General features: G+C 75.2%; 5 protein-coding genes and 1 pseudogene. All 6 read right to left on the reverse strand.

What is annotated here, in order from left to right:
• Positions 1 to 700 (reverse strand): annotated as a pseudogene (locus ACH34T_RS30695) (hypothetical protein); the annotation flags it as partial.
• On the reverse strand, positions 697 to 1,920 hold the full coding sequence (locus tag ACH34T_RS30700) for a glycosyltransferase (protein ID WP_396024426.1): 1,224 nt from the start codon (positions 1,918 to 1,920) through the stop codon (positions 697 to 699). The gene ACH34T_RS30700 and the pseudogene ACH34T_RS30695, both read right to left, overlap by 4 nt.
• The gene (locus ACH34T_RS30705) at positions 1,917 to 2,789 is read right to left on the reverse strand and encodes an alpha/beta fold hydrolase (protein ID WP_396024427.1); all 873 of its coding nucleotides are present in this window, start codon (positions 2,787 to 2,789) and stop codon (positions 1,917 to 1,919) included. Before ACH34T_RS30705 ends, ACH34T_RS30700 begins: the two co-directional genes overlap by 4 nt.
• On the reverse strand, positions 2,782 to 3,060 hold the full coding sequence (locus ACH34T_RS30710) for an acyl carrier protein (RefSeq protein ID WP_396024428.1): 279 nt from the start codon (positions 3,058 to 3,060) through the stop codon (positions 2,782 to 2,784). Before ACH34T_RS30710 ends, ACH34T_RS30705 begins: the two co-directional genes overlap by 8 nt.
• A gap of 50 nt (positions 3,061 to 3,110) precedes the next feature.
• Positions 3,111 to 7,616 carry a beta-ketoacyl synthase N-terminal-like domain-containing protein gene (locus tag ACH34T_RS30715; RefSeq protein ID WP_396024429.1) on the reverse strand — a complete coding sequence of 1,502 codons (4,506 nt, stop codon included), beginning with the start codon at positions 7,614 to 7,616 and terminating at the stop codon, positions 3,111 to 3,113.
• On the reverse strand, positions 7,613 to 14,746 hold the full coding sequence (locus ACH34T_RS30720; RefSeq protein ID WP_396024430.1) for an SDR family NAD(P)-dependent oxidoreductase: 7,134 nt from the start codon (positions 14,744 to 14,746) through the stop codon (positions 7,613 to 7,615). Before ACH34T_RS30720 ends, ACH34T_RS30715 begins: the two co-directional genes overlap by 4 nt.
• Positions 14,747 to 14,764: the final 18 nt, after the last annotated feature.

Consider the following 14,764-nt stretch of genomic DNA (forward strand, 5'->3'; position numbering starts at 1 on the left):
GGTTGAGGTGGCGGTCGAGGATGAGGGCGGTGTTGTTGGCTAGGGGTGTGCCGATGGGGGGTGGGTTTGTGGTGTGGGTGGGGTGGAGTTGGCCCATGATGACGCCGATGGTGGTATCGGTGGTCCCGTAACCCTTGAAGAGGGTGAGGTGTGGGTGTTGCCAGGTGGTGGCGGTGGTGGGGGGTGGGTGTTCGCCGGTGGCGTGGAGGGGGGGGAGGGGGGGGGGGGGGCGGGACCCGACGTCGGCCAGGAGGAGGCGCAGGCCCGCCGCGGACAGGTCGCATGATCGCCGGGCCGGCGGTGCCGTCGCCGCGACGTCGCCGTAGAGGTCTTGCAAGGCCTGGGTTGTGGCTTCGGTCGTTTCGGCGCCGGTGAGCAGGCCCATGGCCGTGGGGAGTTCGCGGTTCACCATGAGGTGAGCTCCCGGGGTGGGGTGCGCGTTCACGGCCTTCAGGCAGTCGCGGGCCCAGTCGGGCGCGGTCGGCGGTCTGACCACGCCGTGGCCGTGGTGGTTCATCGAGAAGAGGGACGTGGTGCCGTCGTCGGAGCGGGCGGCTGCTACTACGGCGCCCCAGGGGAGTGGGACGTCCAGGCCGTCCAGGAGTGGCAGCGAGCCGCGAACGTAGCGGGTCGTCGCCGGTGGCGTGCCGTACACCCGGTCGAACAGGCGGGTCACCCACCAGAACTCCTCCTGGATCACGCGAGCTTCTCCAGCCGGTCGGCGGCCTCGGCGGCGCCTCCGGCGGCGGCGAAGGACTCCCGGACGCGTCCGGCGGCGGCGCGGTGCGGGCCGTCCGCGAGGACGGTGGTGAGCGCCGTCCGCAGCTCGTCCGGGCGGACGCGGCCGAACCGGACGGACACCCCGGCGCCCGCGGCCTCCACCTGGCGGGCGATGACCGACTGGTCGTCGCGGATGGGGGCCACGACCAGCGGGAGGCCCTTGGCGAGGGACTCGCAGACGGTGTTGTGGCCGCCGTGACAGACGACCGCCGAGAGCCGTTCGAGCAGCTTGAGCTGCGGGACCTGCGCGCGGACGAGCACGTTCGGCGGCGGGTCGGGCACCGCGCCGGGCGGCGCCACGAAGATCGCCTGGATGTCGAGGTCGCGGACGGCGTCCGCGGCGACCCGGAAGAACCGTTCGCCGGACGGGCCGTTCAGCGTGCCCAGGGTGACGAGGACGGCGGGGCGGCCGTCCAGCCGGTCCCACGGGAACGCGCCGGGGGCGGGACGGCCGAGGGCGGGGCCGACGAAGGCGAAATGGCCGGGGAAGAACGAGACGTCGCCGATCAGCGCGCCCGTCGAGAAGACGAGGGCGAGGTGGTCGGAGAAGCGCAGGTCGAGCAGGTCGTCGATGCCGTGGTCGAGCTGGAACCCGGCCATCCGGTCGCGGATCCACTCCTCGACCTTCGGCATGCCGGCGAGCGGCCGGGTGAACTCGGCGGACGTCGTCGCCGACGTCGCCCACGGGATCTCGCGGCGCCGGGCCGCGACGGGGGCGGCGAGGACGAGCTGGTCCGCGACGACGACGTCCGGGCGGAAGCGGTCGACGGCCTTCTCGACGCCCGGCATCATGGCGTGGCCGAGCGGGACGACGAACTCCTCCCACAGGTAGCGGAGGGCGGCGAGGCGGCGCAGAGCCAGCCATTCGGTCCAGATCTCGGGCAGGCGCTTGCCGAAGTCGTCGCCGACGGAGCCGAAGACGCGGGAGCCGGGGCGCAGCAGCGGCTCGATCGTCGGGCGATGGCCCGTCCAGGCGACCTTGTGGCCGCGGCGGGCGAGCTCGGCCGCGACCGCGACGGTGGGGTTGATGTGCCCGGTCAGCGGCGGGACGGCGAACAGGAAGCGCCGTTCGGGCGTCTTGGCGCGGCGGATTCCGGGGTCGTCGAGCAGGGACGGGACCTGGCGGCGGCGGGCCTTCATCGGGCGGCTCCGGCGGCGGGCGCCCGCGTGCCGGCGTGGTGGGCGAGCCAGGGCAACAGGACCTCCAGGATCTCGGCCGTCCCGTCCGGGAGCAGGATGTGGGCGTAACCGGTCAGGGTGTGCGGCTCGCAGTCCGGGACGTGGCGGCGGAGGAGCCGTCCGGCCTCCGCCATGTCCGAGTGCTGGCCGTAGATCGCCAGGACGGGGCAGGCCACGCTGGCGAGGGCCGCGGGACGGACGGGGTCCGTGGAGGTGAGGTCGTCCAGGAGCGTCGTGCCGTTGAGGAGTGCGTCCGCGGTCGCGGCCGCCCGGCTCCTGCGGCGCTCACCGGGGTCGAGCAGGTCGGCGGTCCATTCGTATTCGAGCTTGAGCGCCGACTGCGCGAGCCTGTTGAGGAAGTCCCGGTTCCAGTCGGGCCCGTCGCCTGGGCCGTACGCCTCGATGAGGGCCAGCCCGGCCACGCGGCCGGGGTGGGCGAGGGCGGCGTTCAGCGCGACGGCGCCGCCGAAGCTGTTGGCGACGAGGTGGACGCGGTGGTGGCCCAGCGCGTCGAGGACGGCGAAGAGGTCCGCGACCGCGTCGGGCACGCTGTAGCCGGTCGGCGGGCGCTCGGTGCGGCCGTGCCCGCGCAGGTCGTACAGGACGCACCGGGCTCCAGCCTCGGCCACCGGCCAGGCGAGCGTGTAGTAGAAGCTGGACAGATTGTCGATGGCGAGACCGTGGACGAACACCACGACGGGCCCGGCCGGTCCCTCGTCGGGTGACGACCCCCCGCGCCCCTCGGAACGGCCCGGTCCGGGGGACTCGGAACGGCCCGGTCCGCACGTCTGCACGTGGAACCGGACGCCGCGCGCGGTCACCTCAGGCATGCGCCCGCTCCTGGGCGGCGATGTGGTCCACGACGTCGCCTACGGTCAGGTTCACGAGCTGGTCGAGGTCCAGGGCGGCGATGAAGGCGGGGAAGTCGACGTGGTCGCCGTAGCGCGCGCGGAGCCGGTCGACCAGGACGACGAACTCGATGCTCTCCAGGCCGAGGTCGTCGCCGAACGTGGTCTCGGGGCCGATCTCCACGTCGAGGAGGAAGTCCTCCCCCACCACGTCGACCAGCATCTGGACGACCTCGGACGTCACGTCGCTCATGCCTGCTCCTTGTGGGGAGTCGGCACCCCGCACCCCCCGGTTCGCTTCGCTCATGCGTGGGCCTCCTCCATGTCCGCTCCTCCGGCCGCGACCGTCCAGGCCACGACGTGTCCTTCGATTTCGCGTGTTTCCACTGTCGTGACCGTGCCTTCGGCGGCGATGAGGAGCCGTTCGGCGTCGGCGACGGTCACGACCAGTTCCCCCGGACGTCCGGGTCCGGCGTTCATCGACCGCAGCACCGCCTCCTTCGCCGCGCGAACGCGTGCGTCCTTCTGGTTCTGGGCGAGACCGATGCCGGCTGATTCCCGGCCCGGTCTGACCAGCGCCACGCCCAGTTCGGCGTTGGAGGCGATGGAAATGGTGAGTGGTTCGTCGAATGGGCCCGTTACTGTCGGCCCGTCGTGGACGGTGAGCTCCGCCGGGAACAGTGGGCCGTGTCCGTTGCGCCATAGGTGGTCCCGGACGGCGTCCTTGGCTGCGATGCGTCCGAGCAGCCAAGGCCCCTGCGCGAACGGCGGGAGGGCCTCGTACTCGGCGCGTTCGCTAGCGCACAGGTATTGGCGCATGAGGAGGTCGCGTGAGGCGGTGCCGTCCCAGCGCTTGCGGGACAGGCACCAGCCGCCCGGCTGCGGCTCCCCGGTTCCGGATACTTCGGCGGTGAATCGCATCCGCCAGAGGGCTTCGTCGGTGTAGAAGCGGTGCGTCGTCCATCCGCTGATGCGGGCCCACACCGTTCCGTTCTCGCGGACCATTTCGGCCGAGCAGCGCATGGTCGTGTCGGTCAGGGATTGGTTCCAGATGGTCGTCGCCAGGTGTTCGCCTTCAGGCGGCAGCGGACCGAATAGGGAGACCCGTTCGATCCCTACTGGGAACACGGTCTGGTTGGTATCGCCGTAGACCTGGATCCAGTGGCCGCAGAGCTGCCCTGCGCTGTCCAGGAGCGCGCCTGGCGTGGGCAGGGAACTCAGGACGGCGCGCACCCCGTCCTCTGCGAGCGCGGTGATCTCGTTGATGCCGCGGAAGAGCGGGCCGTGGAACATCCAGCGTTCCTCGTACAGCCGTTCGGCGGTGACTATGGGCGGCCCTTCGATGGTCAGCGGGGTGGCGTCCGGGGCGGGCGGCGACGGGTGGCGGTCGGCGAGCAGGACCGTCCCGTCCGCGTGGCCCTGAATGACGACCTTCACCTTGCGCGGGCGGTCGCGCCCCTCGATCGGACGGTCCCGCTCCTCGACGAGGTAGGCGCGGATGTCGGCGGTGGTCGGCGGGGCCGCCACGATCCAGCGGACGGCGCGGACGTTCTCGAACCCGATGACCACCAGGCCGGGCAGGAGTTCCCGCGCCGTGTCGGCGATGACCTCAAGCAGCGTGGCCAGGGGGACGATCGGGAACCTGTCCGACAGGTCGGGCCAGCCCGGGGCCTGCGGGAACACGCAGTGGTCGGCCAGGTACGGCATCGCGTCGAGCGAGAAGACACGCGAAACGACCAGCTCGGCGGCCACGGGCGAGCCGTCCACGTCCTGCGGGGTCTCGGGCGGGCCGTCGCCGTCCTGCGGGGTCTCGGGGTCCTGGCACCGCGGGTTCTCGGCACGGGCGGCGCCGGGGCGCGCGTCCTCGGCGTGGCTGTGCTCGGCGCGCGCGCCGTCCGCGCCGGCGTCGCCGGGGCGCGGGTTCTCGGGCCGCCGGGGCAGGTCCCGCAGGTGCTCGGCCTGCGGGTCGTCGGGGTGATCGTCCTGGGCGGGCGCGTCCTCGACCTGGCCGGACGGCCCCGGACCCGCGCCGAAGGCCTCGACGACGGTCTGCGCCCCCGTCGCCGCGTCGTTGAGGAGCGCCTCCAGCTCGGCCAGCACGGGGTCGTCGGCCGGAAGCGACGGGATCCCCGCCGCGAGGCGGATGGGCGGCACGGCGCCGTCCAGCCTGACCAGCGGCGTCCCGAGGTCGATCGGCACGCCGGCGGCGGGCGGAGGCGGCGGGGACGCTCCGTACCCCTCGGTCCACAGCGCGGCGACGACGCGGCGGAGCTGGGCCATCCCGTCCCGTTTCGGGCTGTTGGCGGCCATGGCGAGGTGCTCGCGGTCACCGAGCCTGTCGGCGACGAACCCCGTCAGGCTCCCCGGCCCGACCTGCACGAACGCCCGCACGTGGGCGGCGCCGTAGAGTTCCTCGATCAGTTCGCTGAACCGGACGGGTTCGAGCAGATGACGGAGGATCAGGTCGCGGACGTCGGCGGGCGACTCCGGGTACGGGGCGACCGTCGTCGCCGACCACAGCGGTACCCGGGACTCGCGGATCGGCAGGGCCTCGAACAGGTGCTGCGCCTGTTTCTCGTAGGCCCGCGCCAGCGGCGTGTGGAAACCGGACCGGAACGGCAGCTCCTGGCCGAGGACGCCTTCGGACGCCAGCCTCCCGAGGATCGCGCGGACCTCGTCCGCCGGGCCGCAGATCACCGACTGGTGCGGGCAGTTGTCGTGGCTGACGAAGACACCGGAACGTCCCGCGACGGCGTCCCCGGCCTGGACGGCGCCGCAGCCGAGCGCCCCGTACACGACGTCGGGGACGTCGAGGGACCCGGCGTCGAGGGTCCGGATGAACTCCTCGACCGCGCCCGCGTCGTACCTGCCGGTGGCGATCATCGCCGTCCATTCGCCGAGGCTGTGACCCGCCGCGACGTCCGGTTCGACGCCGAGCCCGGCGAGCGCCGAGGCCAGCAGGCGGCCCACGCCGATGACGTCGGCGGCATGGCCGAGCAGGTCCGGGCGGCCGGTGAGCGCGGGGACCGGCAGGCCGAAGTGCCCGGCGACGTCGTCCACGCGGGGGGCGAAGGCGGGCTCGAACCCGGGGAACAGGAAGGCCAGCCGCCCGCCTTCGGCAAGAAGCGGACGGGGCGTGAACCACACGTCGCTACGGCCGCGCCAAGCGGTTCCCCGCTGGACGACCGCCCGCGCCAAGTCGAGCCTGCGCGGCGTCGGGGCGACTATCGCGAGGCGGCATGGAAGGTCGGGGGCGTCCTTGGAGGCCTGTGCCAGCAGCTCTTCGTCAGGCGCGGTCAGGGCAGCGGCCAGTTCTTCGGGCGTGTGGGCGGCCAGCCTTAGGACGCGTTCGTCCGAGTCTGGCGTGTCGAGCTTCCGCCGCCGCGTCCGGCGGAGGGCGCTCGACGGCGGCTCCTCCAGGATCACGTGCGCGTTCGCGCCGCCGAACCCGAACGCGTTGACCACCGCCCGCCGCGGCCCGCCGTGCCGCTCCCACTCGGCGGCCTCCCGGACGAGCCGCAGCCTGCCGTCCGCGAGGGCCGGGTGCGGGTCGTCCGCGTGCAGCGTCGGCGGCAGGACGCCGTCGCGCAGCGCGCACGCCGCCTTGATCAGCCCGGCGATCCCGGCGGCGGGCATCGCGTGCCCGATCATCGACTTGACGGTGCCGAGCCCGATCGGCGGGCCGCCCGTCCCGAAGACGCGGCGCAGCGTCGCCAGCTCCGCCTCGTCGCCCGCCGGGGTGGCCGTGCCGTGCGCCTCGACCAGCCCGACCGCGCCGGGCTCCGCCGGATCGAGGCCCGCGTCCCGCCAGGCCCGCTCGACCGCGAGGACCTGCCCCGCCACGAGCGGGCTCATGATGCTCGCCGCGCGGCCGTCGCTGGACGACCCGGCGCCGACGATGACCGCGTGGATCCGGTCGCCGTCCCGTTCGGCGTCCGGCAGCCGCTTGAGCAGGACGACCCCGGTGCCCTCCGCCAGGAGCGTGCCGTCCGCGGCCCGGTCGAACGGCCGGATCGTCCCGCTCCGGCTCAGTGCCCGCAGCTGGCTGAAGACGCTCCAGACGGTGGCGTGGTGGGCGTGGTGGACGGCCCCGGCGAGCATCGCGTCCGCCTGCCCGTCCCGCAGCGCCCGGACGGCGTGCTCGACCGCCAGCAGCGACGACGCGCACGCCGCGTCCAGCGTGTAGGCGGGGCCGCACAGGTCGAAGCGGTTGGCGATGCGGGACGCGGCGAAGCTCGGCACCAGCCCCACCGAAGCGTCGGGGCCGCCGGGGCCGAGCCGGTCGCAGAACGCGCGGCGGATCTCGTCCAGCCGCTGCTTCCCGAGCTCCGGCACCAGCTCGGCGAGGACCCCGGCGACCTGGTGGGACGTCCTGACCCGCTGGTCGAACCGCGCCACGCCCGGCGTGATGTAGCCGCCGCGTCCGATGACGACGCCGATCCTGGAGCGGTCGGGGAGCCGCTCGTCGCCGCCCGCGTCCGCGATCGCGTCGCCCGCCGCGCGGAGCGCGAGCAGCTGGTCGGGTTCCATGCCCGGAACCGCCGCCGGCATGATCCCGAACCGCACCGGGTCGAACGTGGCGTGCTCGTCGACGAACCCGCCGCGCTTGCAGTAGAAGCGGTCGCTCTCCGGCGCCCGGTCGTACGCGTCGGCGTCGTAGTAGAGCGCCGGGTCCCAGCGGCCTGGGGGCACGTCCGTGATCGCGTCGACCCCGGCCAGGACGTTGCGCCACAGCTCCGCCGCCGATCCCGCGCCGGGGAACACCGCCCCGGCGCCGACGATCGCGATCGGCTCCCGGGCCCGGCTCACCGGGCGACCCCCGGGAACACGACCTGCGTCCCCGCGAGCGCGCCCTGCGTCCCCGTGAACACGACCTGCGTCTCCGTCCCGTGCGCGATCTCCCGCAGCAGGGCCGCCGCGCCGGCGTCCGGGTCGATCAGCCCGGCGCCGCGCCGCGCGTACTCGCGCGCCAGGTCGGGCGACACCATCCCGCCGCCCGCCCACGGCCCCCAGTCGGCGACGAGGACCCGGCCGCGCAGCCGCGTCCGCCACACGTGCGCCAGCGTGTCGCACGCGTCGTTCGCCGCCGCGTAGTCGGCCTGCCCGCGGTTGCCGTAGACGCCGGCGACGCTGCCGAAGACGACGAAGAACCCGAGGTCGGGCCGGACCGCCTGGGCGAGCGCGCACGCACCGTCCACCTTCGTCCGGTACACCCTGTCGAACGACTCGGGCGTCTTGTCGCGGACGAGGCGGTCCTCGACGATCCCGGCGCCGTGGACGACGCCGTCCAGCCGCCCGTGCCGGACGTACACGCCTTCGACGACGTCGCGCACCGCGTGCGGGTGGCGCACGTCCCCGGCGTGATACCGGACGGACGCCGCGTGCTCCCGCAACGCCGCCAGATTTCCGCGGATCTCCCGTTCCGCGAGGACGGTCCTGATCGTCGCCTCGATCTCGGCCGGCTGCATCCCGCCGCGCGACACGAGCATGCGGCGGAGCCCGGCCTCGTCCGGGACGTCCGGGAACGCGGGGTCGCCGACCGGCTCCGGGGTGCGTCCCATGATCTCCAGGTGGCAGCCGCTCATCCGGGCCAGTTCCAGGGCCACGCGGGCGGTGATCCCCCGCGCGCCGCCGGTGAGCAGGACGACGCCGTCCGGGCCGACGGGCGGTTCCGGGTCGCCGCCCAGCTCCGCCGGGACGACGGTCAGCCCGTGCCGCAGATCGCCCTCGTGGCCGACCACGACCGGTTCCTCGGCGTTCAGCAGCTCCGCCAGGACGCGTTGCGCGATCGCTCGCGGAGTGTCCTTGGTGTCGACGTCCAGCGCCCGCACCAGCACCTCGGGGTATTCCTGCGCGACCGTGCGCGCCAGGCCCCGCAGGCCCGCGCCCGGCGCCGGGTCCCCGATGCCGCCGCCGTCGAAGCGGCGCCCGAACGTCCCTCCCGCGCCGCCGGCGACGACGAGCCAGCGCAGCCCGCCCGCCAGCGCGTACCGGATGCCGTCGTACGCCCCGGGCAGCACGCCCGTCGCGCCCGGCCGCAGCGCCGCCAGGTGGACCAGCCCGTCGCAGGGCCCGTCGACCTCGTGCGGCGTCCGCACCTCCGCTCCCAGCCGGTCGAGCATGTCGGCGAGCTCCAGCGCGATGCCGCAGCCGTCGTCCACGATCTGGAACCGGCGGCCGGCGAACACCGTGCCCGACTCCGGCGGCATGGGGAGCGCGTCCAGTTCCACGACCCGCAGGACCTGGCGTATGACCTCGCCCGGGCGCGGGACGTCACCGTCCTGGCCTGACGGCGCGTCCTCAGTGTGCGGCGACGCCTGACCGTCCGCAGGGGCCGCGGACGCGCCGTCCGCCGCCGCTGGGGAACCCGCCTGCTCGTCGGGCGCGGTCGCACGTTTGGAAAGGTCGACGGCGACGGACGGCTGAGGCTCCGCGGATGCGGGAGCCGCGTGCGTGCCGTCCGGTCGCCGGTCGGGGACGGGTATGCCCGGGCGGTCGGACGCCTCGCTCTCCGCGAGTCGCCCGCCCGCGCCCGACGACGCGTCCAGGACGGACGCCGCCGGCTGCGCCTCGGCGGGAACCGCCCGCGCGGGCTCCAGGACCGGACGCGCCTGGGGCGGGACGACGGGACGCGGCGCGGTGCCGTCGAGATGCGCCTGGAGCGACGCGACGATGTCGCCGATGGTCGTGACGTCGGCGAACCGCTCGGGCGCGGCGAGTCCGAGCCGGTCGGCGAGGTCGCCGAGGATGACCGTGCGCTTGATGGAGTCGATGGAGAGGTCGGCCTCCAGGTTCAGGGACGGGGCCAGCATCGATTCGGGGTAGCCGGTCCGGGCGCTGATCACCGCGAGGACGGTGGCGTGGACGTCCCGGGGCGCCTCGGCGGGAACGGTCTCGCCGGGAAGGACGGCACGGGGCGCGGGCACAGGTGCCGCGGGCACGGGGGCCGCAGGCGCTGGCGGCACGGGGTCGGCGGGCAGGTCCGGCGGCGCCGTGCCGAGATGGCGGAGGATCACCTCGCGCTGGGCGGCGATCATCTCGCGCCCGGCGCGCAGGTACTCCAGGACGGCGTCCTCCGCGCCGCGGGGACGGAGGCCGGGCACGCGCTCGGCGGGACGGAGCCCGCCCGCCGGGTAGCCGCCGTCTGCGGTGCGGACGAGGTGCCCGTTGACGAGCCAGCCCGGCACGCGGGGCGCGGCGGAGAGCGGACGGGCGTCGCGCCCGGCGAAGAGGGGCAGCGGGTCGACGGGGACGCCCGCGGCGGCCAGTTCGGCGAGGGTGTGCAGGAGATGGGCCAGGCCGTTCTCGCCGGGCGCGTCGCAGCTCACGGCGGTGTGCGGGCGGTCTCCGAGGACGGCGCCGACGAGGCCGGTGAGGACGCGTCCCGGGCCCGCCTCGACGAACGTGCGGGCGCCCGCGTCGTACATCGCCTCGATCTGCTCGACGAAGCGGACGGGCGCGGCGATCTGCCCGGCGAGGGTCGCGGCGAGCTCGGCGGGGTCGGCGTCGTAGGGGGCGGCGGTGGTGTTCGCCCAGACGGGGAAGGCGGGCGAGCGGAGGTCGCGGCGGAGCAGGCCGGCGCGCAGGTCGGCGGACGCGGCCGCGACGAGCGGGCTGTGGAACGCGCACGCCACCGGGATGCGCTCGGCGGCGAGCCCCGCCGCGGACAGCACGGGCAGCGCGCGTTCGAGGCCCGCGGACGTCCCGGAGATCACGACCTGCCGGGGCGCGTTGTGGTTGGCGATGACGATCTCGGAGAGGCCCGACAGCGCCTCGCGGACGTCGCGGAGCGACCCGGCGACGGCGGCCATCGCGCCCGGGTCCTCCCCGGCGGCGGACAGGATCGCCCCGGCGCGGGCGGCGCTGAGCTCGATCATGTCGGCGTCGTCGAAGACGCCCGCCGCGCAGAGCGCGACGAGTTCGCCGTAGCTGTGCCCGGCGGCGAGGTCGGGGTGGACGCCCAGCGCGGTGAGCAGCCGGTGGACGGCCAGCCCGGCGATCCCGAGGGCGGGCTGCGCGACGCGGGTGTCGGTGATCTCGGCCTGGTGGCGGCGGGTCTCGGCGCGGCTGAACGCGGCGGGCGGGAACATCGCCGGGGCGTACCGTCCGTCCGCCAGGCGGAGGAGGCGCTGGAGGCGCGGGAACGCGACGAACAGGTCGGCGAGCATGTTCGGACGCTGGCTGCCCTGCCCCGGAAACAGGAACGCGACCTGCCCGAACGCCTCTGACCGTCCGGACCGCTCAGACCGTCCGGGCTGCTCGGGCTCGCCGGACGGGACGAACACGCCCGCCGCCGCGCGGAACTCCCCGGCGAGGGCGAGCTTGCGGCGCAGATCGTCAAGCCCGGTGGCGACGAAGGCGACCTGGACGGGCCCTTCGAGCGCGGCCGCCGTCCGCGCGAGGTCGCGGAGCCGGGGCCCGCCGTGCAGCAGCGCGGAAAGGCGGTCGATCGCGGCGCGGGCGGCCGCACGGTCGGCCGCCCGGATCAGGAACAGCTCGGCGGGCCACTCGGCGAGGCCCGACACCGGCTCCGGCGCGCCGTCGTACCCGGACAGGACGGCGTGGAAGTTCGCGCCGCCGAACCCGAACCCGCTCACCCCCGCGTACCGGTCGCCGGGACGGGCCGCCCAGGGCCGCGCGGTGCCGCTGAACGCGAACGGTCCGTCCGGCGTCCATTCGGCGTTGGGGCGGACGACGTGCAGCGTCCCCGGCAGCACGCCCGCGTGCAGCGCGTACGCGGTCTTGATGAGCCCGGCGAGCCCGGCCGCGCACTTGGTGTGCCCGATCTGCGACTTGACCGACCCGAGCGTCACGCTGCCCGGGGCCGCGCCGGCGAACGCGGCGCGCAGGGTCGCGAGCTCCGTGCGGTCGCCGACCTCGGTGCCGGTGCCGTGCGCCTCGACGAGCCCGACGGACGCCGGCGCGATCCCCGCGCGCTCGTAGGCGCGGTCGAGCGCGCGGCGCTGCCCTTCGGCGCGGGGCGCGGTGAGGCCGAGGGAGCGTCCGTCGCTGGACCCGGCGACCGACTTCACGACCGCGTAGATCCGGTCGCCGTCGCGTTCGGCGTCCGCGAGGCGCTTCAGGACGACGCACGCGACGCCCTCGCCGAGCGCGATGCCGTCCGCGGACGCGTCGAACGCGGCGCAGCGCCCGGACGGCGACAGCGCGCCGACGGACGCGAACAGCAGGTAGTCCTGGATGCCGTTGTGCAGGTCGGCGCCGCCGCACAGCACCATGTCGCTGGAGCCGGCGAGCAGGTCCTTGCAGGCGGCGTCGAGCGCGGCGAGGGACGCGGCGCAGGCGGCGTCGACGGTGTAGTTCGCGCCGCCTAGATCGAGCCGGTTGGCGATCCGCCCGGCGATGACGTTGGTGAGGACGCCGGGGAACGAGTCCTCCGTCGGGCGCGGGAGCTGCTCGTCCAGCCCCGCCGGGACCTCGCCGAAGTAGGACGGGAGCGTGGCGCGCATGCCGTAGGCCGTGCCGAGGTCGTTGCCGCCGTCCGCGCCGAAGAACACCGACGTGCGGGAGCGGTCGAACGGCCGGTCGGCGTATCCGGCGTCGCGCAGCGCGCGGGACGCGACCTCAAGCGACAGCAGCTGGACCGGGTCGATGCTGCCGAGCGCATTGGGCGGGATGCCGTACGCGAGCGCGTCGAACGGGATGCCGGGCAGGAACCCGCCCCACTTGGACGGCGTCTTCCCCTCCCCCGCCGGGCCGTAGTAGATCTCCGGATCCCAGCGCGCCACCCCGCCGTTGGAATCGGCTCCGCCGACCTCCGTGACCAGGTCGGCTCCGCCGACCTCGGTGATCAGATCGGCTCCGCCGACCTCCGTGATCAGGTCGGCTCCGCCGACGATGTTCGCCCAGTAGGCGTCGGCGTCGCGCGCGCCGGGGAACACGCAGCCGATCCCGATGATCGCGACATCGGCGGGCCGCGCCGCACCCGCCGCCTCGACGGGACGCGCGGCGGCGATGCCGAGCTCTTCGGCGCGGGCGCCGAGGAACGCCGTCGCACCTGACGTGACCTGCTCGTGCAGCGCGGCGACACTGGTCGTCTCCGCGCGCAGCGCCGCCACCTGGCCGATCATGAACATGCCCTCGGCCCGCTGCGTCGCGGGCTCCACGGGCGTGGCGCGGCGCAGGCCCTTGCTGGCGAGGCGCAGCCGCCCGAGGTTCAGCTTCTCCAGGCGGCGCCACACCTCCTGGCGCGGCGTCCCGGCCTGTTCGAGCTCGCGGCGGGTGTCGGCGAACACGTCGACGTAGGGCGTCCGGGCGCAGCGGACGGCATGCCCCGGCGACGTCTCCAGCAGCGCCGTGCCGTCGCACTCGACCGCCGCGTCCTGGAAGCCCGGCAGGATCGCGCCCGCCGCCACCGCCTCGGACGTGAACAGGTACGCGGTCCCCATCAGCACGCGCACGTCGGCGCCGCGCTCGGCCAGCGGCCCCGCCAGCGCCGCGACCATGGCCGCGGACCGCTCGTCGTGGACGCCGCCCGCGAACATCACCGACAGCTCGCCGGGGTCCCCGAACGCCGTCAGCCGCTCGACCTGCGCGTCCCACAGCGGGAAGCTCCCCCGCGGCCCGACGTGCCCGCCGCACTCCCGGCCCTCGAACACGAACTTCCGCGCGCCCTCGTCCAGGAAGCGGTCCAGCAGATCCGGCGACGGGACGTGCAGGTACGTGCTGATCCCGGCGGCCTCCAGCGGCTCGGCCTGCTCCGGGCGGCCGCCCGCGATCAGCGCGTACGGCGGCCCGGTCTCGCGGACCGCCGCGAGCTGCGCCTCCCGGACGTCAGGCGGCGCGAACCCGAGGATCCCGACGCCCCAGGGCCGCCCGCCGAGCCGGTCGGCGGTCTCGCGCAGCAGCGTCCGCGCCCGGTCGCCGTCCATCAGGGCGAGCGCGAGGAACGGCAGGCCGCCGTCCTGCGCGACCGCGCCCGCGAACGCCGAACCGTCGCTGACCTGCGTCATCGGCCCCTGCACCACAACGGGCTCCGGCCTCGGCGCGAGCGGCTCGGCGCGGACCGCGGCCTCCAGATGCGCGCCGATCTCGTCCCGTACGGCCTGCACCACTCCCCCGGCGGTCTTGTACCGCCCGGCGAGCGCCGCCGCCAGCGGCCCGTCCTGCCCGACGGGAAGCAGCCGCGCCCGCAGCCCGGTGGCGCCGAGCCGCGCGTTGACCTCCGCCGGGTCGAGCCCGGCCAGCTCGATCTCCGGCAGGTCGGGGCGCGTGTACACACGATGCCCGTGGACGACCGCGGTCTCGCCGCCGTCCATCGCCGCCAGCGCGGACACGACGTCGGCGGGCAGGTCCATCTCCCGGACGAGCGCGAGCTGCACGTCCAGGACGACCCCGGCCGCGCCGCCCGCCACCGCCGCCGCGGCCGTGTGCGTCCCGATCCCACCGGCCGAGTACACCGGGACGTCCACCGACGGGTCTGCCATCAGCCGCTGGAGCAGGACGAACGAGGTCGGCTCGCCGACGCGCCCGCCCGCCTCCGAGCCCCGCGCGATGAGCCCCACGTCGCCGGTGAACCCGCGCGCGACGGGGATGACGGCGGCGGCCTCGTCGGCGTCCACGACCTCCACGAGCAGGCGGCGGCCGCGCGCGAAACCGGCGACGTCGAGCGAGTCGTCCGACCGCAGCGCGGGCGCGTCGACCAGGACGGTGTCCACCGCGTCCGGGATCTCGGCGGGCCTGACCCGGCACCCGGCCGGGACACGGACGCCGAACGGGCCCGTCCACCAGCGGCACACGTCCGCGAGCGCCGCCAGTCCCGGCGCGCGGTCGGCGCCGAGGTCGAGCACGCCGACCCCGCCCGCCCGCGCGACCGCCACGGCGAGATGGGGTACCGGACGGCCGAACGGTGTGACCCCGATGACCTCGGTCCGGCGGCCGTCGCCCGGCCCCCGCCCGTACTCGCCCTTGTCCGCCGCCATGCACAGCCCCCCGACGTC

This window comes from Actinomadura sp. 9N215 (genome assembly GCF_044326345.1).
Lineage (GTDB): Bacteria > Actinomycetota > Actinomycetes > Streptosporangiales > Streptosporangiaceae > Spirillospora.

What these genes read in the sequence shown, in the direction of transcription:
- ACH34T_RS30710 (WP_396024428.1), bottom strand. Translation starts at nt 3,060, where the DNA reads ATGAGCGACGTGACGTCCGAGGTCGTCCAGATGCTGGTCGACGTGGTG.
- ACH34T_RS30720 (WP_396024430.1), bottom strand. Translation starts at nt 14,746, where the DNA reads ATGGCGGCGGACAAGGGCGAGTACGGGCGGGGGCCGGGCGACGGCCGC.
- ACH34T_RS30700 (WP_396024426.1), bottom strand. Translation starts at nt 1,920, where the DNA reads ATGAAGGCCCGCCGCCGCCAGGTCCCGTCCCTGCTCGACGACCCCGGA.
- ACH34T_RS30705 (WP_396024427.1), bottom strand. Translation starts at nt 2,789, where the DNA reads ATGCCTGAGGTGACCGCGCGCGGCGTCCGGTTCCACGTGCAGACGTGC.